The sequence below is a fragment of the Bradyrhizobium sp. WSM2793 genome (genome assembly GCF_000379585.1).
Taxonomy (GTDB): domain Bacteria; phylum Pseudomonadota; class Alphaproteobacteria; order Rhizobiales; family Xanthobacteraceae; genus Bradyrhizobium.
Map to the genome: position 1 here is coordinate 171,965 of NZ_KB902775.1, position 20,574 is coordinate 192,538.

Sequence of the window (20,574 nt, forward strand, 5' to 3'; positions counted from 1 at the left end):
CACGGCACGTCCGATGGCAGGCCACGTCACTCTGTTCGGCATCCGGCATCACGGCCCCGGATCTGCGCGGCGGCTGGTGGAAGCGCTCGACGCGCTGAAGCCCGCCGCAGTGCTGATCGAGGGCCCGGCGGATGCATCCGAGCTGCTGCCGATGCTCGCCGACCCTGACATGGTGACGCCGGTGGCCTTGCTCACCTACGCCGAGGACAATCCGGCCAACGCCAGCTTCTTTCCCTTTGCCGACTATTCACCGGAATACCAGGCCGCACGCTGGGCAGTGCGCCACGGCGCGACCCTGCGCTTCATCGACCTGCCGGCGTCGGACCGGCTGGGTACCACCGACGGTGACATTGCGGAGGAAATTGCGGCAAGGGCCGAGGCCGATCCAATCAGCCACGACCCGATCGGGGCGCTCGCGACCGCCGCAGGCTATGATGACGGCGAGTCCTGGTGGTCCGACGTCATCGAGGAGAACCCCGCGACGGGGCCGGTGTTCGCAGCCGTCGCCGACGCGATGACGGCGCTGCGCGCGGACGAAAAATCGCTGTCGGCCCGCGAGGCCGCGCGCGAGGCGCATATGCGGATCGAGATCGCGAAGGCGGCAAAGGAATACGACGGCGCCATCGCGGTCGTCTGCGGCGCCTGGCACGTGCCGGCGCTCACCGAACGTCGCAGCCTCGCCGCGGATCGCGAATTGCTCAAGGGCCGGCCCAAGACGAAGATCAAGGCGACCTGGGCGCCTTGGACCGCGCCGCGCCTGGCGCGCGCGAGCGGCTATGGCGCGGGCGTGGTGGCGCCGGGATGGTGCGCACATGTCTGGGACACGCGCGAGCGCGATCGTGCCGCGGAGTGGCTTGCCAAGGCGACGCGCGTGCTGCGCGATCGCGGTCACTTCGTCTCGACCGCTTCGGTAATCGAGGCGCAGCGGCTGGGCACGGCGCTTGCGGCGCTGCGCGGCCGCCCGGCAGCGGGTTTCGCGGAGCTGCGCGAGGCGGCGATCGCCTGCCTGTGCAACGGCGAACGCGCCATGTGGGACGACATTTCGACCGAGTTGCTGATCGGCGCAGGTGTCGGCGCGATCCCGGCGGCGACACCGCTCGCGCCGCTGCTCGAAGATCTCCAGCGCCAGCAGAAGGCGACGCGGCTCAAGCCGGAGGCGCTCGATCGACCGCTGACGCTCGATCTGCGAAGCGAAAGCGGGCTGATGCGCTCCACGCTGCTGCACCGGCTGAACGCGCTCGACGTGCCCTGGGGACGGCTGACCGATGCGGGGCGCAGCCGCGGGACGTTTCGCGAGAACTGGCAGCTGCGCTGGGAGCCGGAATTCGCAGTCAGGCTCGTGGAGAATCTGCTCTATGGATCGACCATCGCCGAGGCTGCCGGGGGACGCCTGATCGAAGCGATGGGCAAGGAGGCCGAGCTTGCTCCGCTCGCGACGCTGGTGCGCAACGCCATGATCGCCGATCTGTCCCGTGCCACCGCGTTCGGTATCGCGGCCCTGGAGACCAAGGCGGCGCTGACCAGCGACGGACAGGCTCTGCTCGGTGCGCTGCCGCCGATGGCCGACATCCTGCGCTATGGCGAGGCACGCGCCGGCACGGTGGAGCATCTGGCGGCGCTGATGCCGCGCATTGTGGTGCAGGCCGCGCTCGCTTTGCCCTATGCGGCGCGCAATCTGGACGGGCCCGCGGCGGCCAAGCTGCGCGGCGCGCTGCTCGCAGCCGACGCCGCGATCCAGCTTGCCCAGATCGAGCCCGAAATCGTAGCCAGCTGGCGCGACGCGTTGAGCGCGCTGCTGGACGATGATCTGGCGACGCGGTTGATCGCCGGCACCGCGGCGCGGTTGCTCTACGAGGCCGAGCTCTTGACGGCCGATCACGCGGCCGACCTGCTGACGCGGATGCTCTCGCCCGGCACGCCCGTCGCGGAAGCCGCCGGCTTCTTCGAGGGCTTTTTCGAGGGTGCCGGCCAGCGATTGATCCACGATGCCACGCTGCGCGGCGCCGTCGACGCCTGGTTGATGACGCTGGACGAGGAAGCCTTCGCCGCCAGCCTGCCGCTGTTCCGCCGCGTCTTCTCGGTGCTGGACCGGACCGAGCGCAGGCGATTGATGGACGCGCTGTTCGCGCGCCGCACCGATGCCGCCAAGGGATATCGGCTGCTCGCCGGCGCAGGCGATATCTGGCCCGCGCATCAGGCCCGCGTGCTCGAGCTTCTTATCCCGGGAGCTGCGCGATGAGTGAAGCCGATGAACGCAGCCGCCGCTGGACGCTCGCCCTCGGCGTTGACGCCGAAGGCGCCGAGGGCGCCGAGGGCGGCCCTGCCCTGTCCGCCAGCGACCGCCGCATGTCCGAGGCGTTGACGGCGCTCTATGGCGACGGCGAGGAGGCACCGAAGAAGGGCCGCGGCGGGCTCGGAGGCTCGGCGCCGCGTGTCGCAAAATGGCTCGGCGACATCAGGGAGTTCTTCCCCGCGCCCGTGGTGCAGGTGATCCAGAAAGACGCCTTCGAGCGCAAGGGCCTGCGCCAGATGCTGCTCGAGCCCGAATTCCTCGCGACCGTCGAGGCGGATGTGGGCCTGATCGCCGATCTGGTCGCGCTGCGCGGCGTGATGCCGGAGAAGACCAAGGACACCGCCCGCATCGTGATCGCCAAGGTGGTGGCCGAGCTGATGGAGCGGCTGGAGCGGCGCACCGCGGACGCGGTCCGCGGCGCGTTGAATCGCTCGCTGCGCACCCACCGCCCGCGCTTTGCCGACATCGACTGGCCCCGCACCATCAAGGCCAATCTGCGCCATTATCAGGCGGAACATCGCACGGTGGTGCCCGAGCGACTGATCGGCTTCCTGCGCCAGCAGCGTCGCATCGTTGATCTCGACGAGGTCACCCTGTGCGTCGACCAGTCGGGCTCGATGGCAACCTCGGTCGTCTATGCCTCGATCTTCGCGGCGGTGATGGCCTCGCTGCCGGTGGTCGCGACCAAGCTCGTCTGTTTCGACACCGCGATCGTCGACCTCACCGAAGAGCTCGCCGATCCCGTCGAGGTGCTGTTCGGCGTCCAGCTCGGCGGTGGCACCGACATCAACCGCGCCGTCGCCTATTGCGAGGAGCGCATCGAACGGCCGGCGAAAGCGCATCTGATCCTGATCACCGACCTCTATGAGGGCGGCGATGCGGACGCGCTGGTCGACCGGCTGGCGCGGCTCGCAACGCGCGGCATCAACGTGATCGTGCTGCTGGCGCTGACCGACACCGGCCACCCCTCATACAATCCCGCGCTGTCTGCGAAGGTCGCAAGTCTCGGCATTCCCGTGTTCGCCTGCACGCCGGATCAGTTTCCGGATCTAATGGCAACCGCGCTGAAGCGCGAGGATGTTGCCGGTTGGGCCGCCGACCAGGACATCAAGCTGATCCGGCCGGAAACCTAGCATCCAAGCCCTATCAGCTCCCCGCCCGATTGACAGAGCATGATATCTGACTAAAGTCAGACATCATGCTCGACCCCGTTTCCCGCGTTCGCCGCTTCAACCGTGCCGTCACCTCCGCCGTCGGCGCGCTCGATACCTCGTTTCTTGGGCGCGGCCGCCCGCTCGGCGCGGCGCGTGTGCTCAATGCGATCGGGCACGGGCGTTCGGACGTGGCCGATATCCGCGACTATCTCGGCCTGGATTCCGGTCTGATGAGCCGGCTGCTCCGCAGCCTGGAAGAGGACGGTCTGGTCGAGACCGCCGCGCATGAGGACGATGCTCGCCGCCGGGTCGCGACATTGACGCGTGCGGGCCGGCGCGAGTTCGCGGCCTATGAGGCGCTGTCGAACACACAGGCCGAGGGCTTGCTCGCACAGCATTCGCAGGCTGACGTCCTGCTGGCGGCGATGGACCTGATCGCGTCCGCATTGACGCGCGAGCGCGTTGCGCTGGAGGAGATGGATCCGCGAAGCGAGCAAGCGCGCTACTGCCTCGGCGAGTATTATGCCGAGCTCGGCCGCCGCTTCAGCCAAGGCTTCGACGTCTCGCTGTCGCGCGACCCTGACGCCAAGGACATGCGCCGCCCGCGCGGCAGCTTCATCGTCGCGATGTCGGACACGCTGCCGATCGGCTGCGTGGGCCTGAAGGGAACCGATCACGGTTACGCCGAGATCAAGCGGCTGTGGGTGGCGCCCGCCGCGCGCGGGTTGCGGCTCGGCCGGCGCCTGATGGACGCGGCCGAGAGCGCCGCGCGCGAGCTCGGCATCACGCTGCTGCGGCTCGACACCAACAGCGCGCTGCCCGAGGCCGGCCAGCTCTACCGCACCACGGGCTGGCGCGAGATCCCACGCTACAATGACGATCCCTACCCGGACCTGTTTTTCGAGAAGCGCATCTGATGCGGACGGGTATCGTCACCTCGTCCGCGTCGGGCGCACGACGATCTCGTTGACGTCGACGTCATCGGGCTGCTCGATGGCGAAGCGCACCGCGCGGGCGATGGCGTCTGGCTGAAGCGCAATCGCCCGATACGTCTTCATCGCCTCGGCGGCCACGGGATCGGTGATAGTGCCGGCAAGCTCGCTTTCGACCACGCCGGGATGGATGCAGGTGACGCGGATCTTGTCGTGCTCCTGGCGCAGGCCGTCCGAGATCGCCCGCACAGCATATTTGGTGGCGCAGTAGACGGCTGCCGTCGGCGACACGCTCAACGCACCGATCGAGGCGATGTTGACGATTTGGCCGGAGCCGCGCGCCACCATCTCCGGCAGCACGGCGGCGATGCCGTAGAGCACGCCCTTGATGTTGACGTCGACCATCCGGTCCCACTCCTCGACCTTGAGCGAGGCCATCAGCGACAGCGGCATCACGCCGGCATTGTTGACGATGACGTCGACACGGCCCCAGACCCCGCGCGCGGCATCCGCAAAGGCGGCAACGCTGGCGCGGTCGGTGACGTCGAGCGGATGCGCGAGCGCCGTTCCGCCCCGACCGTTCAACTCGGCCGCGAGCGCGTTCAAATGGTCGGTACGCCGCGCGCCGAGCAGAATCTTCGCGCCGGCCGCGGCCAGCTCGCGGGCAATGCCTGCGCCGATTCCGCTGGAGGCACCGGTGATGAGAATGATTTTGTCGATTGGCATGAGATTCTTCCCGTTGCTTTCGGAGTGATTGCGGGAAGATGGACCGGCGCCATCGCTGTGATAAGACGACGATCCCTAACCACACTGACAAGCTATGCTAACCGATGGAACCAGACCTCAACGCCCTGGCGGTCTTCGCGCTGGTCGCCGAAGAGCGGAATTTCCGCGCTGCCGCCGACCGTCTCGGCGTGACACGCTCGGCGGTGAGCCAGACGATCCGGCGGCTGGAGGAAACGCTCGGCATCGCGCTGGTCCAGCGCACCACGCGCAGCGTCAGCCTGACCGAAGCCGGCGAGCGGCTGCATGCGGAGGTCGCGCCCGCGATCGCGGACATGCGCGCCGCGCTCGACGGCACCGAGGCGCTGCGCGGGCGGCCGCGCGGATTGCTGCGCCTCGCCGTCTCCTCGATCGCCGAGCATTTTCTCTCGGGGCACTTCCTTGCGGCCTTCACCGAGGCCAACCCGGAAGTGCAGCTCGACATCACCGTGACGGATGCGGAATTCGACATCGTCGCCGCCGGCTATGACGCCGGCGTCCGCCTTGGCGAGGTCATCGAGCAGGACATGATTGCGGTGCCGATCGCCGGCGAGGAACGCCAGCTCGCCGTCTGCGCGCCGGACTTCCGCGACCGCTTCGGCGTGCCCGCGCATCCGTCCGAGTTGGCGTCCTTTCGCTGTATCGGCTGGCGTCCGGCGCCAAACGCTCCGCCCTATCGCTGGGAGTTTGCCGACGGCGGCAAGGAGTTCAGCGTCGCGGTCGCGCCCGAGATGACGACCAACGACATGGCGCTGATGATCAAGCTGGCGGTGGCCGGCGCCGGCATCACCTTCGGCATGGAGGCGAGCTTTCGCCCCGCGATCGCGCGCGGCGAGCTGGTGCCGATCCTGGAGGACTATTGCCCCCGCTTCGCCGGATTCTATCTCTACTACCCGAACCGCCGCAACGTCGCACCAAAGCTGCGCGCGCTGATCGAGCATCTGCGGCGGCGCGCGTGAACCGGAAGGAGCACGCATGGAGAGAGAAGAGCTCGCCGGCATCTACCGTGCCTACATCGCCTGCCTGAACCGGCAGGATTGGCCGGCGCTCGGCCAGTTCGTGCATGATGAGATCGCCCACAATGCGCGGCCGCTCGGGCTCTCCGGCTATCGCGCGATGCTGGAGCAGGATTTTCGGAAGATACCCGACCTGCAATTCCACATCGAGATGCTCATCATCGATCCACCCCGCATCGCGGCACGATTGAAGTTCGATTGCACGCCGGTCGGGACGTTCCTTGGGCTTGCCGTCAACGGAAGGCGCGTGTCGTTTTGCGAGAACGTGTTCTACGAATTCGACAACGACAAGATCCGGCAGGTCTGGTCGGTGATCGACAAGACCGCGATCGAGGCGCAGCTCTGACCTTGCGCCTCGATGTCGAACCTACGCCGCCGCCGGCGCCACCTCCCCTTGCGGCTTCGCAAACGGCCTGAAATTCATCGCCATCAGGAAGGCACCCAGGCCCATCGCCCAGGAAGCGATGTAGAGCCAGGCGTAGCTGGAGAAGGTGTCGTAGATCAGGCCGCCGGCGAGCGGGCCCGTCGCCATGCCGAGGCTGCCGGCCATCGCCGTGCCGCCGATCACCGTGCCCATCATCCGCAGCGGAAAGTTTTCGCGGATCAGCACGGCATAGAGCGGCATGGTGCCGGCATAGATGAAGCCGAACACGGCGCCGACGGCGTAGAAGGTCGCGAGCTGATGGGCGAAGACGTAGGCGAGCGCGCCGAACGACTGGAGCAGCAGCCCCGAGACCAGCACGCGCTTGGCCCCGAAGCGATCGCCCATCAGGCCGAAGGCGATGCGCCCGCCGAGACCGGCAAAACCCTCGATGCTGTAGATCGTCACCGCCGCGACCAGCGGGATGCCGCAGCTCACGGCATAGCTGACGGTGTGGATAATCGGACCGGAATGGGTGGCGCAGCAGAAGAAGTTGGTCGCGAGCAGGATCAGGAATTGCGGCGAGCGCAGCGCCTCGCCCATCGACATCTCGCTCTGAGCGGTCCCCTCGCCCGTTGGCGCGACCGCCGCATTGGTGAGCGCTGGCGGGCGGCGCACCAGGAACGAGACCGGAATCATGATGGCGCCGACGACGAGCGCGATGATCTGCATCGAGGTGCGCCAGTCATGGTTCGAGACGAGCCAGGCGGCGAGCGGCGCCATCGTCATCGGCGCCACGCCCATGCCGGCCGACACCAGCGACACGGCAAGGCTGCGATGGGTATCGAACCAGCCGGTGACGGTCGCCATCATCGGCGCGAAGATCGCCGCACAGGAGGCGCCGACCAGAAGGCCGAACACGAACTGGAACACGATCAGGGAGGTCGCATGGCTCGCCGCGAACAGGCTGAGCGCCAGCACCGTCGATCCCGTCAGCACCACCGGCAGCGGCCCGAACCTATCGGACAGCGTGCCCCAGACCATGCTGGTGAAGGCCATTGCCAGAAAGCCGATCGTCATCGCGCTGGAGATGCCGGTCACCGACCAGCCGGTGTCCTTGGCGATCGGCTGCAGGAACACCGGCAGCGAGAACATGCCGCCGATCGCGACGCAGCCGAGCAGGCCGCCGGCGGCGACGATCACCCAGCGATAGTGGGAAGAAGTCATTTCGGTCTCCCGTCAGGTCTGTCTCACGTGGAAGACGAATGGGAACAGTGCCGGCCGACATGGAACGTCATTTTTGACGCACGCTTTTGTGAGCTGCCAACAGAAAGTCGAAAAACAACCCCATGCACAGTAGCTGGCGGCTGTCGAATCAATGACTTACGAGGCAGATGATTTGCGACAACCATGCCGCCATTTGACTCGTCGGGCAAAACACCGGCACCATGCCATCATCCCGCTCTTCCAGCTCCCGTGTACCCCTGCGATCGTGACGTCCGCGATCCCAGGCTCGCCGCGCGATAGCGGCGAGGTCTGCGGCCGTATTCCCTCTTCATCGCAGCGCGCACGCCCCATCCCATATCGCCAACTCCAGGGACGCATCCATGCCGAAGATCGACATCGCCGCCGTGCCAACGCGAAAAGGCTCCGGTTATCCGGCGCCCTTCAATGTGCCTTGCACTGATCGCATCCGCCAGCGGCTCGGCGATGCCGGGGGCCTGAGGGATTTCGGGATCAACCTGATGCGCCTGCCGCCGGGCAACTGGTCGAGCCAGCGGCACTGGCATTCGCACGAGGACGAGTTCGTCTATGTGCTCGAAGGCGAAGTGACGCTGATCGAGGACGGCGGCGAAACCGTGCTGCGTGCGGGCGACTGCGCCGCCTTCCCCAAGGCTAGCGGCAACGGCCATCACATGGTCAACCGGTCGGATACAACGGCCGTCTATCTCGAAATCGGCTCGCGCTCACCCGACGACCTCATCACCTGCTCCGACATCGACATGATGAGCCCGGCGTCCGACGGCCGCTTCCTGCACAAGGACGGCACGCCCTATCCGGCGTGACGTCTCACAGCGCCACGCCACGGCGCCACGTGCTGACGGTGAGCCAGACCGCCGAGACAAGGAAGTACAGTGCGCCGACCGCAGCGTAGCCCGCGACGTTCGCGATCGACGGGATTGCGGGCATCGTAGCCTGAAAGATGAAGAAGCCGCCCGCCAGCGCCGACTGGCCTCCGCTGAGCACCATGGCCCATTGCGCGCCGTAGCTCCTCCAGCGCCGGACCGCCGTGCCGAGCTGAAGCAATCCGGCAAGGACCGCCCACGCACCGAAGATCCCGAGCACCCAATTCATGCTCACACGCAAGGCGAGGATGACCGCGATGGCGGTCGCCAGGCTGACCAATACGTTCAGGGACTGGGTGCGGTTTTGGTTCAATCCGCCGCTGCAGAACGCGTCGAGATAATTGGCCGCGGCGTCCCATGCTGGATAGGCGACGAGCAACGTTGCCGCGATTGCCGCAGACGACGGCGCGACGGCAAAGGCGGCAATGACCCAGGCAACGGAAAACGCGGCGCGAAGGAAATAGTATTGCTTCAGCCATTGCGCACGCTCGGACGTATCCGAAGCCATCTCAAGATGTCTCATTTTCTCTTCCTTACCTACTAGTTGGTAGTTTTCTTGCGAAACGAGATCGCCTCGCCATTCGGGTTGATTGCAGCGGTGCCGGTTGCGTCAGTGCCTGGGGGAAAGCCGATCCAGCAGCGGCCGGGCGATGATCCCGAACATCTTCGGATCGCCATAGGCCCGCGCCGACAGCATCGCGCCGTGAACGGTCGCCATGAATCCTTCAGCCTCGATCCGGGCCGTGCCCGAGAGCTGGAGCCGCCCCTGCCGCTTGCCGCGCTCCATCACCGATGTCAGCCACGACGCCAGCGAGCGGAAGTGAGCCCGGACCTCGAGCGCGACCTCCTCAGGCAGGATCGGACGCTCGCTGGCGAGCAGCGCGCAAACGCAGAACGGAGCCGTCGCGTCCTTGATGCACGCTTCCCAATACGCGACATAGCTTTTGAGCTGCTCGCCGGGGTCCGGGACGTTGCGCTCCATGGCCGCCAGCCCCGCCTGGGCCTCCTCGCGATATCGCGACACGAGGGTGCGGACCAGATCGACCTTGCTGGCGAAATGGTGATGAATGCTCGGTTTGCGGATGCCGACGATCTCGGCCACATCGGCGTAACTGAAGCCGTTGTAGCCGCCTGCAATGATCAGCGTACGGGCGCAGTCCAGAATGTCGTCGGCGGTCGAGGAAATTTTGGTCATGGCAGGTTAGCTACCTTCCAGTTGGTAGGTCGTCAAGAACGGCGTGCTTCAACCCTCCGTGAGTGGTAGGAACCCTGCATGACCATCCGCCCCATCGTCCGCTACCCCGATCGCCGGCTCGCGATGCCGGCACGACCTGTCACCGCATTCGACGACGGTTTGCGTGAGCTCGCGCAGGACCTGCTCGACACCATGCGCGCCGCGCCCGGCATCGGCATCACCGCGCCGCATATCGGCGTGCCCTTGCGCGTCGTCGTGCTCGAGCTCGACGCCAAGGATGGCCCCCTCACCTACGTCAATCCGGTCATTGAATGGACGTCACCCGAGATGATCCTGCACCGCGAAGGCAGCGTCTCGATGCCCGGCGTCAATGACGAGGTACAGCGCCACGCCCGGGTGCGGATCAGCTACCACGATCTCGACGGCCAATTGCAGAGCGAGGAGTCGGAAGCCTTGCGCGCCGTGTGCCACCAGCACGAGATCGACCAGCTCGACGGCATGTTCTGGATCCAGCGGCTGTCGCGGCTGAAGCGCGAGCGGCTGGTGAAGAAGTTCGAGAAGATGTCGCGCGGCTCGTAGAGGACTGGCGGAAGCGCAATCCACCCGCCCCGGCGCGACGGGCAAGAGCTGCTGGATGACGCCAGCGGCCTTTGCTTTCGCGCAGCCGCTGGCGAGACCTTCGCACCCTCGCTCAGATCATCCTGCGTTGCCGGGAACAGGCGTATTGAGCAGCTGCTGCTCCCACAGGAACGCGATGCCGCTACCGCCGGCATGCTGCGTAATCACCTCCGTCAGCGCGGCAGCTTGATCGGTCCGAGCCCAGTCGCGCTGCCATTCGGCCGCCAGCGCCAACCAGGTCATCATATTCGCCCCCGCCGCAATCATCCGCTGGATTGCGACCTCGTGGGCCTCCACTGACACGGCGCCAGAGGCATCGGTGATCACCGTTACATCCCAGCCTTCGCCGAGGGCCTGAATCGCCGGCATCGCAACGCAAATTTCGGTCCACAGGCCGGCGATGATGAGCTGCTTGCGGCCCGTGGCCTTGACCGCGTCCACCACCTTTCGGTCCTGCCAGGTGTTGATGAACGTCCGGTCGATCACGTCCTGGCCAGGAAAGACATCCGTGATCTGAGGGAACAGAAGACCACCCCGCTCAGCGATCACCGTGGTCAGGATCGTGGGGACACCGAAGGCCTTCGCGGCCTTGGCCAGACCCGTCGTATTGTTGATCACCATCTGCGGTTCGTGGCTGTTCACGTTCGCGAGCTGGTAAGGCTGGTGGTCAATCAGAACGAGTACCGAGTCTTCGGGACGAAGAAGCGAAGCAAGGCCGTTACGAAAGTTCATCGTTGCATCCTCTATTGCCGTTGTGAGCGGCACTGGTTTTTTAAAGACGTACGCCAGCAGCGACGTAGCCAACGCCGAGATTGGTGTTCCCGAATGCGATGCGGTAGCGTCGCATTGCGGAACGCTGTGTCGCCGAATGAGGAACGCTGAATTGGATATCGAAGAGATACAGACGTTCGTCGAAGTCGCTGATGCCGGGGGAATTTCATCCGCCGCGCTTCGGCTGGGCGTCGCCAAATCGATCGTCAGTCGTCGGCTCCTCCGGCTTGAAGAGGAACTTGGCGTCCAGCTCCTTGCACGAACGACCCGTGGGGCTGCGCTCACGGAAGCTGGCGTTACCTTCCGCGATTATGCAGCCAGAGTCAGCGCCGAGATCGATGCAGCGAGGGAGGCGATCCTACCCGCTGGAGAGCTGCGCGGCCGCTTGCGGGTTGCAGTGCCGTTTTCCTTCGGCCCGACCCACTTCGCTCCCATCCTGGCGGAAATGGCTCGGCGCCATCCCCAGCTCCAGATCCACACCTGCTATAGTGATCGCTTCGTCGATCTCATCGCAGAAGGATATGATTGTGCGATACGGGTTGGTTATCTTCAGGACTCCAATTTGATCGCAAGACGCGTCGGCGCCGTCTATGGAAAGCTTGTCGCGAGCCCGGACTACATCAAGGCCCATGGGTCGCCCAAGTCGCCGGAGGAACTCCTCGCCCACGAGGCCCTCATGCAAAGTACCGAAGCGTGGCAGCTCATGGATGGCGACAAGATCATCACGGTTCGTCCGCAGGGGCGCTTCAAGGCCGACAACGGCACAGCTCTCCTCTTCGCAGCAACGGCAGGACTCGGGATCGCCTATCTTCCCGACAGTCTCACCCATGAATATGTCGCTTCCGGAGCGCTCGTGCCCGTGATGCCACGATATCCCCCGCCTCCCGCGGGTGCATATGTGATCCGCCCGCCGGGCCAGCATCCCGCACGGAAGATACGGGTGCTCACAGAATTGCTGATCGAGTATTGTGAGCCCGCTCCGCATCCTGCGTGACCTCCTCCGCCGGCGTGGTCTTCTGATCTGGATCACGAAGGCGACGACTGACGGTCGTTGCTGGATCCAGCGGCTGTCGCGGCACGCTGGGGTCCTAGCAGCGCTATTTCAGCGGCAAAAACAAATCCGCGACCGTTTCATGCTCGGGCACTTCCGGGAAGAAGCTCAGCCGCTGGCAATAGATCGGGAAGTCGCGCGCCTCCTCGCCGCTGGCCGGAAGCCAGTCGCGATAGAGATAGAGCGCGGCGGGCTCCAGATTGTCGGTGTAGCCGACGATCCGCAGCACGGCGCAGCGTCCGCCGGGGATCTCGCCAGCCTTGATCTCTTCGCCATTCGCCTCAATCGGCTGGTCGGTCCCGACACAAAGGTCCGTGCTATAGTCGGCCGACGACGCAGGACGCCGCTCGGATCGCCAGACGTTGAAGGTCGGGCTTGTCCTGGGGTGCAGGCCGGCGGCCCTGCGCCAAGCGATGAAGCGCTGGATGGTGGCGCCGAGCGTCGCCGGGTCGCCCCGATGCTCCATGATCGCCACCCGCGTGGTGGGCACGTCGCGTATCGTCACATCGTCACTGCTAAAAGTCTTCATGAGCTTGTTCCTCGCGTTATCGAGAGGCCCGAAGGCCGCAAGCCACGGCTCCCAGTCGGGAGACTTCCGGAACGACGACGGCGATTGCCCGAACCGTTGCCGAAAGGCGCGGGCGAAGGCGTCTGGCGTGTCGTAACCGGCATCCATCGCAATATCAGTGACGCTTTGGGCGTTGCCGTAGGCCAGCTGATGCGAAGCGCGCTTCATGCGGGCCAACTGGGCATAGCGATGCACTGACAAACCGAAGGTCGCGGTGAATTGCCGGTGGAAATGAAACTTCGAGAACGCGGCAACAGCGCTTAACCCGTCGAGGTCCAGATCATCGTCGAGATGCCGGTCGATATGATCCAGCACCCGTCGCATCCGGTCCTGATAGTTTTGCAGCGCCGCCTTCATCGTCCCTCCTCCGTGGCGGCTCCATCTAGTCGCAGACGGCGATAACGCGCTCGACCGATCTTGCGGTTTGAGAGGATATCGCGGCATTCGCCGGCCCCGTAGGGCGGATTAGCGAAGCGTAATCCGCCATCTGAACGAGAGCGGCGGATTACGCCTTGCGGCTAATCCGCCCTACGCACCTATCCCGCCATCAGCGCCTTCGCCAACGCCATATAAGCCGGCAACGTCACGGGATCGTTGGCGGCGTTGCCCGCGACGGGGTGCGATGCGTAGCGTGCGATCACCATCTCGGCCTTGGGATCGACATAGATGCCCTGGCCGTAAACGCCGCGCGCCATGTAGGCGCCGTGGGCGTTGTGGCTGACCCACCATTGGTTGCGGTAGGAGGCGCCGGGCAAGGTGATGTAGCCGGCGGGCTTGAATTTTTCGGGATCGCCGCCGCGCGCGATGTCCTCGACCACGGACGAAGGCACGATCTGCCGGCCGTTGAAGCGGCCATGGTTGCGCATGGTCTCGCCGAAGCGGGCAAGATCGCGCAGTGTCGTGGAAAGACCGCCGCCGCCGCTTTCGGTGCCGATGCGGTCGACGTGATAATATGCATCCTCCTCCGCACCCATCGGCTGCCAGATGCGCTCGGACAGAAAATCGGACAGCGTCATGCCGCTGGCGCGCCTGATGATCCAGGCCAGCACGTCGGTGTTGACGGTCTTGTACGCAAAGACCTTGCCGTGCTCGCCCTGCTTCTTCTGCGCCACGAGGAAATCGAAGATGGTGGCCGGGCCATCATAATCGGGCTCGATCGGCGCCATGCCGTTGGCGCGCCGCAATCCCCACACGGCGGAATTCTTGTCGGTGTAGACTTCGGTGTAGGCGAGCCCCGTGGTCATATCCATGACCTCGTGCACGCGCGCATCTCCGAACGCGCTGGCCTTCAACTCCGGCACGTAGTCCGTGACCTGCGCCTGCGGATCGATCCTGCCCTCGGCGACCAGGATGCCGGCGAGCACGCCGGTGAAGGACTTCGTCACCGACATTCCAATATGCGGCTTGTGCGGTTTCAACGCGCCGAAATAGCGCTCATAGATCAGCTTGCCCCGATGCAGCACGGCGATGCCGTCCGCATAGCTCTCCTCCAGCATCTTTGCGAAGGTCATGGGGCGGCCGTCCATCGTGATCGATGCGACCGCGCCGATGTCGTGGTCCTCGCGCGGCAGCGGCGAGGCCGGCCCTGCCCCGCGCCAGACGTTCACCGTCGGTACCAGCTGCCGGACATTGCTCCACGCCCAGCGCAGCTCGGGAAAGCTGCGGAACGATCCGTTCTGGAAGGTGATGGTGCGGTCCGGCGCTGGCGGGAAACCCTTCATCCAGCCGACGGTCTCGGGGTCGGTCTCGGCGGCGGTTGCGGGCTGTTGGCTGGGGGCGATCGCAGTGGACATGCAAGCTGGCTCCGGAGAGGACGATGCGGATGTCGTATCACGGCAGAACGTGACGGAGATCCGACGTTTGCGCCGGGTCCCTGCGCGCCGATCGGGCAATCGTTCACCGCCAGAGGTGTGGCAAGGATCTCCTGATGCATGGCGCTGCGTCAAACCGCCCCGCGGCGATGTTGAACAAACACCGGCTTCAGGCGTCTACCGTCCCACCCTGTCAAGTCAGGCGCAGAACGGAAGGATCCCATGAAGGTTCGCAAGTTTGCCGTGGCGGATGCGTCGTTCGAATGCTCGCCCGGGCAGGACGGAGACATTTTCGCAGGCAATGTGATCGACCAGCGCCACGGCGGCCCGATCACCATCGGATTCGGCCGCTATGCGCCGAACCAGAGCCTCGATGAAAAGCTCGCCGTAGACGACGTCATGCTCGTGCTGGAGGGCAAGCTGTCGGTGTCGAGCGCAGCCGGCACCGTCACGGCCGGACCCGGCGAGATCATCTACATGCCCAAGGGCGAGAAGGTCACCATCCGCTCGCATGAGCAAGGCGCCGTCACGGCCTATGTCACCTATCCACATTGGCGGGAGGCGCATGAGTGAGGCGCTTCGGGTTCGGCACAGCTCTCAGGCCCTCTTGCCGCTCCGCTTTGTCAGCGGTGCATTGCGCCGCTCCCGCTTGCCGCGCGCGATCTCCGTCGCCAGCGCGTCCAGCTTCGGCTCCCAGAAAGTCCTGAACTGACCGACCCACGCATCCACCGCCTGAAGTCCGGCGACGTCGACCGAGTAGAGGCGTCGTTGCGCTTCCGCCCGAACGGTCGCAAAGCCGCTCTCGCGCAGCACCTTCAGATGCTGCGACACGGCGGCTTGCGTGATGCCGAATTCGGCGCCGATCGCCTCCACGACCTCCCCGGAGGCCATCTCTCCCGGAGCGAGCAGTTCGAGGATGCGTCGGCGCACGGGATCGGCGAGGACTTCGAAGACGTGCATCAGCTTCCTGTGCCGGGGTGCGCGATGTCAGGCGGCATCTCGCCGCGATAGAAGGCAATGGTCCGATCCGAGCGCTGCTTCGCCGAGGCCGCATCCACCCCGCTCGCGACATGCGCTGCGCGCCAATACTCACCGCTCCCGGTCATGAATTCCTTGCCCTCGGGCGAGCCCATCCACGCCTCGGCCGTCTCGTGGTCGACCGATGCCCCTGTCGCAACGTATCGCTCGAGCCCGGCAATGGCGAGGTCCCAACCGATGCCGACCGCACCTGGGCCGAACTGATTCCAATGATCCTCGATGATCGCGCTGTGCTCAAGCGTCAAGCGCGCCTGGCTCCGTTCTGCCGCCAGCGTGACGTCGATCCAGCTCACCGCGCCTGCAAATTCCCACGTCGCCGCAAAATGGGTTGGCGGCGCACAGGCCGTGATGGTGCCGCCCGCATTGCCCTTGAGCTGATATCTTCCGCCAAGTTGGAGATCTCCCTCCACTGGCAGAAACCAGCGCGGAATGCGTTCCCTGCTCGTCACCGCATCCCAGAGGTCGTCGACGCTGGTGTCGTAGAGCCGCGTCAAGGTGACCGCACTGGCCGCCTTCCCGTCCTTCTCGAAATTGCGCACCGAACGCGTGACAAGTCCCAACACCCTGGCAACGTCGATCTCCATCCCGGACCTCCCGTTTGGTTTCGGGGAAGGAATATCGGCATATGCTTATATAAGTCAATACTTATATTAAGATCGCGTCTCGGTTAGCGCGCAGGGTTCCGCTGCGCACTTTGAGCGCGAGCGCGCCGAACTTCGAGCGCTTCATCCTCGACCTCGTGGACTTCAACCGTGGTTGATGCGCCCCCGGCGGCAAAGCGCGCTTGCGCTGGCGCTACCTCAGTACCGATGCTACGAGGCTGCACGCACAGGATGAATCACGGATGACTTCTCATGGAAGTCCATTCTCGAACGGAATCCAGGAATGAATGTAACTGTCTCGATCGTCGTCCTCGCCGCCGAGCTTCTCGTCAGCGCGCTGAGTGCCTTCATCTCGATTGCCGCGCTCGGCTTTGCGGGAGAGGCCACCCGATCCAAGGACCTGACGGCCTTCGGCTGGATTCTCGGGGCTCTCTACGTCATCGTCGCCCTGACGCCCCTCGTCGCAACCGCATGGGTGGCTTACAGGCGGTTTGTTTCGGACAAGGCATTTCCGGCGCTCGAAGTCATCTCGTCGCCGTACCTGGTCCCGGTGGTGCTGTTGGTCGGTGCAGCAATTTTCTGTGTCGGGCTGCTGGCGTTCCAGAACGGCGCGGGGTTGGCGCCAAGATAGGTGCCCATCCTACGCGTTGACCTCGCTCGCTTTCCCTATTGCTTGAAGCAATGTTCGCGATGCCATTTCAGGAAGTGCGGGTGTGGGCGATCTGATATTCGCCGCGGCGCAAGTGCGTGCCCCGTCTTATTGATGATTGATCGCGCGCCGTCCGGGTCGTTTGTCTGGCGCGAGATCAATATCTTCAAATCGTCCGCCAGGCTAATGAGGCCGCGATCGAACATCCAATGCGCGGTACCACAAAGTGCGATGCCATTGCTGATGATGTCAGGTCCACGCGCCTCGACCGGTCGTATGTGAGCGGCTGCGACCTCGGCACACCCCATTCCATTGATTAGCTTTAGCCCGGTGATGGCACAACGCTCATCGTAGGCGCGAAGCACGACGCGACGGAAGACTCGATCGCGCAAAATCCTAGATACCGTCACGTTGATGCGCTCGCGCTGCTGTTCGAACCTGAACGGCACCGCCTCCTCGTTAAGGTCGAGTGGACGGACATCGTCATCGCGTCGCGGCAACAGCGGCGCATTCTCCGCCAAACCGAGTTCACATATTCTGTTGAAGTCGCCGGGGGAGATTGGACGGACTGCAGACTGAGCGCGTCCTGAAATTCGTCCCTGCTCATTCAGGACGCCGCGCTCTACGGGACCAGTTGGCCCGTTGAAGGGGACCGGATTGGCGAAATCGAGGTAACTTCCGGGTTCGATCAGAGCCAAATACATTCCCGAAGTACCTGGGTCGGGAATAACCTGCTGAACCCGCGCAATCGCGAAGTAGCCCCGCGTCTCAGCGACCTTGCTCGGTTCGTAGTAGATTATCCAATCACCGACGCAGGCTTCAACGCGGCGAAGATACTGGCTAGGAAATTGATACTGTTCAGCGGGGCTGTCATCGTAGATCGAGTCCGATCGATGGATGAATACCCCAAATCCCATGATCTAAGCGACGCCGCCTCCCCGAAGCGCTTGAGATTGAAAGGGCACCCCCTACTCCCACTCAATCGTCCCAGGCGGCTTGCTCGTCACATCGTACACCACCCGGTTCACGCCCTTCACCTCGTTGATGATGCGCGTGGCGGTCTCCCCTAAGAACTTCATGTCGAACTGGTAGAAGTCCGCGGTCATGCCGTCGGTGGAGGTGACGGCGCGGAGGCCAACCACGTAATCATATGTGCGGCCGTCGCCCATGACGCCCACCGTTTTCACCGGGAGCAGCACGGCAAAAGCCTGCCAGATCTCGTCGTAGAGGCCGTGCTTGCGGATCTGGTCGATGTAGACGGCATCGGCTTTGCGCAGGATGTCGAGCTTGTCGCGGGTGATGTCGCCGGGGCAGCGGATGGCGAGGCCCGGGCCCGGGAACGGGTGGCGGCCGACGAAGATTTCGGGCAGGCCGAGCTCGCGGCCGAGCTTGCGCACCTCGTCCTTGAAAAGCTCACGCAGCGGCTCGACGAGCTTCATGTTCATGCGCTCGGGCAGACCGCCGACATTGTGGTGCGACTTGATGGTGACTGAAGGTCCGCCGGTGAAGGACACGCTCTCGATCACGTCGGGATAGAGCGTGCCCTGCGCCAGGAAGTCGGCGCCGCCGATCTTCTTGGCTTCCTGCTCGAACACCTCGATGAAGAGGCGGCCGATGGTCTTGCGCTTGGTTTCGGGATCGGTGACGCCTTCGAGCTCGCCGAGGAATTGCTTCGAGGCGTCCACGTGCACGAGCGGGATGTTGTAGTGGTGGCGGAACAGGTCGACCACCGTCTTGGCTTCGTCGAGGCGCAGCAGGCCATGATCGACGAACACGCACGTCAGCTGGTCGCCGATGGCTTCGTGGATCAGCACGGCCGCGACGGCGGAATCGACGCCGCCGGAGAGGCCGCAGATCACCTTGCCCTTGCCGACCTGCTGGCGGATCTTGGCAATCTCCTCCTCGCGGAAGGCGCGCATGGTCCAGTCGCCGGTGAGCCCGGCGATCTTGCGCACGAAGTTGCGGATGAGTTTTGCGCCGTCGGGCGTGTGCACCACTTCGGGGTGGAACATCAGGCCGTAATATTTGCGCTTCTCGTCCTGGATGATCGCGAACGGCGCGTTCGGCGAGGTGCCGGCGACGGAGAAGCCCGGCGGCATCTTGGTGATGCGGTCGCCATGGCTCATCCAGACCTGGTTCTTGCCGCCTGATGACCAGACGTCCTCGAACAGCTTGCTCGGCGCCTTCACCTCGACATCGGCGCGGCCGAATTCGCGGTGATGGCCGCCCTCGACCTCACCCCCGAGCTGCGCCGCCATGGTCATCTGGCCGTAGCAGATGCCCATCACGGGCACGCCGGAATCGAAGATCGCTTGCGGGGCGCGAGGCGAGCCGGCCTCGTGGACCGACTCGGGGCCGCCCGAGAGGATCACCGCCTTCGGCTTCATCTCATTGAAGGCGGCTTCGGCCTTGTTGAAAGGGACGATCTCGCAATAGACGCCGTCCTCGCGCACGCGACGCGCGATCAGCTGCGTCACCTGGCTGCCGAAGTCGACGATGAGAATCTTGTCGTGCGCCGAGGCCACCGAGGGCGTCGACGCGGAGCGGTCGTTCTGTGTTGCTGTCATGGCCAGCAGATACGCGACGCGCGGGCCAGCCGCAACCGCGGTGGCGGCGCGCCCACATGCTTCTTTGGGCATGGACAAATGGATATAGGTAAGAATTATTGACCTATTATGCCCACTCTCAAACAGGGGCAGATCAGGGAGAACGCCATGTCACAGCATCATCAGCCGTCAACGCTTGCCGCCCTCGGCCGGACCTGGGTCGAGGCCTGGAACGCGCGCGATCTCGAGCGCGTGCTCGCGCTCTATGACGAGGCCGCATTGATGACCTCGGACCGTATTCCGGCGCTGGGGTTCGATGCCAGCGGCACTGTGCGCGGCAAGGACGCTTTGCGCGCCTATTGGGGGAAGGCGCTCGGGCTGGTGCCGGAGCTGCATTTTTCGCTGATCGAATTGTTCGTCAGCCCTGATAGCGTCGTGGTGTTCTACGCGAACGAGCGCGGCAAGAAGATCTGCGAATATCTGCGGGTGAATGACGCGGGCCTGATCGTGCAGGGCTCGGCGAACCATTTGCCCCACTAGCCCATCCTCGTCATTGCGAGCGCAGCTCTCGTAGGGTGGGCAAAGGCGCGCTTGCGGCGTGCCCACGATCTCTTTCAAGATCGCGAGATATGGTGGGCACGCATCCGCTTCGCTCTTCGAGCGCACCGGAAGCTTTGCCCACCCTACGAGACTGCCGGCTCTGAAACAGGACCTCCCCCATGAAACTCCCCGCCTCCCCCTTTACCGTCACCGACTGGAGCAAGGTCGAGGCGACCACGCATCCCGGCGAGACCGGGCAGGCGTTGTGGCGCACGCTCAACATCGGCGATCTCCGGGTGCGGATGGTCGAGTATTCGCCGGGCTATTTGGCCGACCATTGGTGCGATCGCGGCCACGTGCTCTACGTGCTCAAGGGCGAGCTCGACAGCGAGCTGCGCGACGGGCGCAAATTCAAGCTCACGGCAGGCATGAGCTACCAGGTCTCGGACTACGGCGACGCCGCGCACCGGTCCTCGACCGCGACCGGGGCGACGCTTTTCATCGTGGACTGAGATCGGCCGGGCGGTTAATTTGCACCGCA

General features: G+C 64.8%; 23 protein-coding genes. 12 read left to right on the plus strand and 11 right to left on the minus strand.

Annotation, left to right across the window (positions count from 1 at the left end):
• The first annotated feature begins 13 nt into the window (after positions 1 to 13).
• The 3 genes from A3AS_RS0110980 to A3AS_RS0110990 all read left to right on the plus strand — a co-directional run bounded on the left by A3AS_RS0110980 (position 14) and on the right by A3AS_RS0110990 (position 4,364).
• Complete coding sequence (locus tag A3AS_RS0110980) at positions 14 to 2,239, plus strand: DUF5682 family protein (protein WP_018317639.1); 2,226 nt, start codon at positions 14 to 16, stop codon at positions 2,237 to 2,239.
• Positions 2,236 to 3,426, plus strand: coding sequence for a VWA domain-containing protein (locus A3AS_RS0110985; protein ID WP_018317640.1), 1,191 nt, complete (start codon positions 2,236 to 2,238; stop codon positions 3,424 to 3,426). The genes A3AS_RS0110980 and A3AS_RS0110985 overlap by 4 nt, the downstream gene beginning before the upstream one ends.
• Before the next feature lie 65 nt (positions 3,427 to 3,491).
• Positions 3,492 to 4,364: a bifunctional helix-turn-helix transcriptional regulator/GNAT family N-acetyltransferase gene (locus A3AS_RS0110990; protein ID WP_018317641.1), complete on the plus strand. Its 873-nt coding sequence runs from the start codon at positions 3,492 to 3,494 to the stop codon at positions 4,362 to 4,364.
• Positions 4,365 to 4,379: 15 nt separating this feature from the next.
• Here A3AS_RS0110990 and A3AS_RS0110995 read toward each other — a convergent pair whose 3' ends face one another.
• Positions 4,380 to 5,105, minus strand: coding sequence for an SDR family oxidoreductase (locus tag A3AS_RS0110995; protein WP_018317642.1), 726 nt, complete (start codon positions 5,103 to 5,105; stop codon positions 4,380 to 4,382).
• A 104-nt stretch (positions 5,106 to 5,209) separates the two neighbouring features.
• Here A3AS_RS0110995 and A3AS_RS0111000 point away from each other — a divergent pair, with 104 nt between their 5' ends.
• Together A3AS_RS0111000 and A3AS_RS0111005 are read left to right on the plus strand one after the other, a co-directional pair.
• The gene (locus tag A3AS_RS0111000) at positions 5,210 to 6,100 is read left to right on the plus strand and encodes a LysR family transcriptional regulator (RefSeq protein ID WP_018317643.1); all 891 of its coding nucleotides are present in this window, start codon (positions 5,210 to 5,212) and stop codon (positions 6,098 to 6,100) included.
• 16 nt (positions 6,101 to 6,116) lie between these two features.
• Entirely contained in the window at positions 6,117 to 6,503 is a 387-nt protein-coding gene (locus tag A3AS_RS0111005) for an ester cyclase (protein WP_018317644.1), read from the plus strand.
• 21 nt (positions 6,504 to 6,524) lie between these two features.
• On the opposite strand, the gene A3AS_RS0111010 is transcribed toward A3AS_RS0111005, so the two are convergent.
• A complete protein-coding gene (locus A3AS_RS0111010) occupies positions 6,525 to 7,745 on the minus strand; it encodes an MFS transporter (protein ID WP_018317645.1) in 1,221 nt (406 codons plus the stop codon).
• A gap of 380 nt (positions 7,746 to 8,125) precedes the next feature.
• On the opposite strand from A3AS_RS0111010, the gene A3AS_RS0111015 reads away from it, so the two are divergent.
• Positions 8,126 to 8,584, plus strand: coding sequence for a cupin domain-containing protein (locus A3AS_RS0111015; RefSeq protein WP_018317646.1), 459 nt, complete (start codon positions 8,126 to 8,128; stop codon positions 8,582 to 8,584).
• Positions 8,585 to 8,588: 4 nt separating this feature from the next.
• Here the strand turns inward: A3AS_RS0111015 and A3AS_RS0111020 are convergent, their stop codons facing one another.
• Both A3AS_RS0111020 and A3AS_RS0111025 read right to left on the minus strand, forming a co-directional pair.
• Positions 8,589 to 9,167: a membrane protein gene (locus tag A3AS_RS0111020; RefSeq protein WP_026201888.1), complete on the minus strand. Its 579-nt coding sequence runs from the start codon at positions 9,165 to 9,167 to the stop codon at positions 8,589 to 8,591.
• An 87-nt stretch (positions 9,168 to 9,254) separates the two neighbouring features.
• On the minus strand, positions 9,255 to 9,839 hold the full coding sequence (locus A3AS_RS0111025; RefSeq protein WP_018317648.1) for a TetR/AcrR family transcriptional regulator: 585 nt from the start codon (positions 9,837 to 9,839) through the stop codon (positions 9,255 to 9,257).
• A gap of 78 nt (positions 9,840 to 9,917) precedes the next feature.
• On the opposite strand from A3AS_RS0111025, the gene A3AS_RS0111030 reads away from it, so the two are divergent.
• On the plus strand, positions 9,918 to 10,418 hold the full coding sequence (locus A3AS_RS0111030; protein ID WP_018317649.1) for a peptide deformylase: 501 nt from the start codon (positions 9,918 to 9,920) through the stop codon (positions 10,416 to 10,418).
• Between the two features lie 117 nt (positions 10,419 to 10,535).
• Here A3AS_RS0111030 and A3AS_RS0111035 read toward each other — a convergent pair whose 3' ends face one another.
• On the minus strand, positions 10,536 to 11,189 hold the full coding sequence (locus A3AS_RS0111035; RefSeq protein WP_018317650.1) for a hydrolase: 654 nt from the start codon (positions 11,187 to 11,189) through the stop codon (positions 10,536 to 10,538).
• 151 nt (positions 11,190 to 11,340) lie between these two features.
• On the opposite strand from A3AS_RS0111035, the gene A3AS_RS0111040 reads away from it, so the two are divergent.
• Positions 11,341 to 12,222 carry a LysR family transcriptional regulator gene (locus A3AS_RS0111040; RefSeq protein ID WP_026201889.1) on the plus strand — a complete coding sequence of 294 codons (882 nt, stop codon included), beginning with the start codon at positions 11,341 to 11,343 and terminating at the stop codon, positions 12,220 to 12,222.
• Positions 12,223 to 12,325: 103 nt separating this feature from the next.
• On the opposite strand, the gene A3AS_RS0111045 is transcribed toward A3AS_RS0111040, so the two are convergent.
• The gene (locus A3AS_RS0111045) at positions 12,326 to 13,204 is read right to left on the minus strand and encodes a GyrI-like domain-containing protein (protein WP_018317652.1); all 879 of its coding nucleotides are present in this window, start codon (positions 13,202 to 13,204) and stop codon (positions 12,326 to 12,328) included.
• A 179-nt stretch (positions 13,205 to 13,383) separates the two neighbouring features.
• Positions 13,384 to 14,640 carry a serine hydrolase gene (locus tag A3AS_RS0111050; protein WP_018317653.1) on the minus strand — a complete coding sequence of 419 codons (1,257 nt, stop codon included), beginning with the start codon at positions 14,638 to 14,640 and terminating at the stop codon, positions 13,384 to 13,386.
• 240 nt (positions 14,641 to 14,880) lie between these two features.
• Between A3AS_RS0111050 and A3AS_RS0111055 the strand changes: the two genes are divergently transcribed.
• Positions 14,881 to 15,231, plus strand: coding sequence for an AraC family ligand binding domain-containing protein (locus A3AS_RS0111055; RefSeq protein ID WP_018317654.1), 351 nt, complete (start codon positions 14,881 to 14,883; stop codon positions 15,229 to 15,231).
• A 24-nt stretch (positions 15,232 to 15,255) separates the two neighbouring features.
• On the opposite strand, the gene A3AS_RS0111060 is transcribed toward A3AS_RS0111055, so the two are convergent.
• On the minus strand, positions 15,256 to 15,618 hold the full coding sequence (locus A3AS_RS0111060) for a helix-turn-helix transcriptional regulator (protein WP_018317655.1): 363 nt from the start codon (positions 15,616 to 15,618) through the stop codon (positions 15,256 to 15,258).
• Entirely contained in the window at positions 15,618 to 16,280 is a 663-nt protein-coding gene (locus tag A3AS_RS0111065) for an SRPBCC family protein (RefSeq protein ID WP_018317656.1), read from the minus strand. The genes A3AS_RS0111060 and A3AS_RS0111065 overlap by 1 nt, the downstream gene beginning before the upstream one ends.
• A gap of 301 nt (positions 16,281 to 16,581) precedes the next feature.
• Here A3AS_RS0111065 and A3AS_RS0111070 point away from each other — a divergent pair, with 301 nt between their 5' ends.
• Positions 16,582 to 16,929: a hypothetical protein gene (locus A3AS_RS0111070; protein WP_018317657.1), complete on the plus strand. Its 348-nt coding sequence runs from the start codon at positions 16,582 to 16,584 to the stop codon at positions 16,927 to 16,929.
• 35 nt (positions 16,930 to 16,964) lie between these two features.
• Here the strand turns inward: A3AS_RS0111070 and A3AS_RS0111075 are convergent, their stop codons facing one another.
• Positions 16,965 to 17,864 carry an HNH endonuclease gene (locus A3AS_RS0111075; protein WP_018317658.1) on the minus strand — a complete coding sequence of 300 codons (900 nt, stop codon included), beginning with the start codon at positions 17,862 to 17,864 and terminating at the stop codon, positions 16,965 to 16,967.
• Positions 17,865 to 17,915: 51 nt separating this feature from the next.
• The gene (guaA, locus tag A3AS_RS0111080) at positions 17,916 to 19,514 is read right to left on the minus strand and encodes a glutamine-hydrolyzing GMP synthase (RefSeq protein WP_026201890.1); all 1,599 of its coding nucleotides are present in this window, start codon (positions 19,512 to 19,514) and stop codon (positions 17,916 to 17,918) included.
• A 147-nt stretch (positions 19,515 to 19,661) separates the two neighbouring features.
• On the opposite strand from guaA, the gene A3AS_RS0111085 reads away from it, so the two are divergent.
• Positions 19,662 to 20,033 carry a nuclear transport factor 2 family protein gene (locus A3AS_RS0111085; RefSeq protein ID WP_018317660.1) on the plus strand — a complete coding sequence of 124 codons (372 nt, stop codon included), beginning with the start codon at positions 19,662 to 19,664 and terminating at the stop codon, positions 20,031 to 20,033.
• A gap of 179 nt (positions 20,034 to 20,212) precedes the next feature.
• Positions 20,213 to 20,545, plus strand: a complete 333-nt coding sequence (locus A3AS_RS0111090) for a DHCW motif cupin fold protein (RefSeq protein ID WP_018317661.1) — start codon at positions 20,213 to 20,215, stop codon at positions 20,543 to 20,545.
• The last annotated feature ends 29 nt before the right edge of the window (positions 20,546 to 20,574 follow it).

What these genes read in the sequence shown, in the direction of transcription:
- A3AS_RS0111010 (WP_018317645.1), bottom strand. Translation starts at nt 7,745, where the DNA reads ATGACTTCTTCCCACTATCGCTGGGTGATCGTCGCCGCCGGCGGCCTG.
- A3AS_RS0111065 (WP_018317656.1), bottom strand. Translation starts at nt 16,280, where the DNA reads ATGGAGATCGACGTTGCCAGGGTGTTGGGACTTGTCACGCGTTCGGTG.
- A3AS_RS0111020 (WP_026201888.1), bottom strand. Translation starts at nt 9,167, where the DNA reads ATGAGACATCTTGAGATGGCTTCGGATACGTCCGAGCGTGCGCAATGG.
- A3AS_RS0111075 (WP_018317658.1), bottom strand. Translation starts at nt 17,864, where the DNA reads ATGGGATTTGGGGTATTCATCCATCGATCGGACTCGATCTACGATGAC.
- A3AS_RS0111005 (WP_018317644.1), top strand. Translation starts at nt 6,117, where the DNA reads ATGGAGAGAGAAGAGCTCGCCGGCATCTACCGTGCCTACATCGCCTGC.
- A3AS_RS0111000 (WP_018317643.1), top strand. Translation starts at nt 5,210, where the DNA reads ATGGAACCAGACCTCAACGCCCTGGCGGTCTTCGCGCTGGTCGCCGAA.
- A3AS_RS0111070 (WP_018317657.1), top strand. Translation starts at nt 16,582, where the DNA reads ATGAATGTAACTGTCTCGATCGTCGTCCTCGCCGCCGAGCTTCTCGTC.
- A3AS_RS0111015 (WP_018317646.1), top strand. Translation starts at nt 8,126, where the DNA reads ATGCCGAAGATCGACATCGCCGCCGTGCCAACGCGAAAAGGCTCCGGT.
- A3AS_RS0111085 (WP_018317660.1), top strand. Translation starts at nt 19,662, where the DNA reads ATGTCACAGCATCATCAGCCGTCAACGCTTGCCGCCCTCGGCCGGACC.
- A3AS_RS0110995 (WP_018317642.1), bottom strand. Translation starts at nt 5,105, where the DNA reads ATGCCAATCGACAAAATCATTCTCATCACCGGTGCCTCCAGCGGAATC.
- A3AS_RS0110980 (WP_018317639.1), top strand. Translation starts at nt 14, where the DNA reads ATGGCAGGCCACGTCACTCTGTTCGGCATCCGGCATCACGGCCCCGGA.
- A3AS_RS0110985 (WP_018317640.1), top strand. Translation starts at nt 2,236, where the DNA reads ATGAGTGAAGCCGATGAACGCAGCCGCCGCTGGACGCTCGCCCTCGGC.
- A3AS_RS0111045 (WP_018317652.1), bottom strand. Translation starts at nt 13,204, where the DNA reads ATGAAGGCGGCGCTGCAAAACTATCAGGACCGGATGCGACGGGTGCTG.
- A3AS_RS0111050 (WP_018317653.1), bottom strand. Translation starts at nt 14,640, where the DNA reads ATGTCCACTGCGATCGCCCCCAGCCAACAGCCCGCAACCGCCGCCGAG.
- A3AS_RS0111060 (WP_018317655.1), bottom strand. Translation starts at nt 15,618, where the DNA reads ATGCACGTCTTCGAAGTCCTCGCCGATCCCGTGCGCCGACGCATCCTC.
- A3AS_RS0111030 (WP_018317649.1), top strand. Translation starts at nt 9,918, where the DNA reads ATGACCATCCGCCCCATCGTCCGCTACCCCGATCGCCGGCTCGCGATG.
- A3AS_RS0110990 (WP_018317641.1), top strand. Translation starts at nt 3,492, where the DNA reads ATGCTCGACCCCGTTTCCCGCGTTCGCCGCTTCAACCGTGCCGTCACC.
- A3AS_RS0111090 (WP_018317661.1), top strand. Translation starts at nt 20,213, where the DNA reads ATGAAACTCCCCGCCTCCCCCTTTACCGTCACCGACTGGAGCAAGGTC.
- A3AS_RS0111035 (WP_018317650.1), bottom strand. Translation starts at nt 11,189, where the DNA reads ATGAACTTTCGTAACGGCCTTGCTTCGCTTCTTCGTCCCGAAGACTCG.
- A3AS_RS0111025 (WP_018317648.1), bottom strand. Translation starts at nt 9,839, where the DNA reads ATGACCAAAATTTCCTCGACCGCCGACGACATTCTGGACTGCGCCCGT.
- guaA (WP_026201890.1), bottom strand. Translation starts at nt 19,514, where the DNA reads ATGACAGCAACACAGAACGACCGCTCCGCGTCGACGCCCTCGGTGGCC.
- A3AS_RS0111055 (WP_018317654.1), top strand. Translation starts at nt 14,881, where the DNA reads ATGAAGGTTCGCAAGTTTGCCGTGGCGGATGCGTCGTTCGAATGCTCG.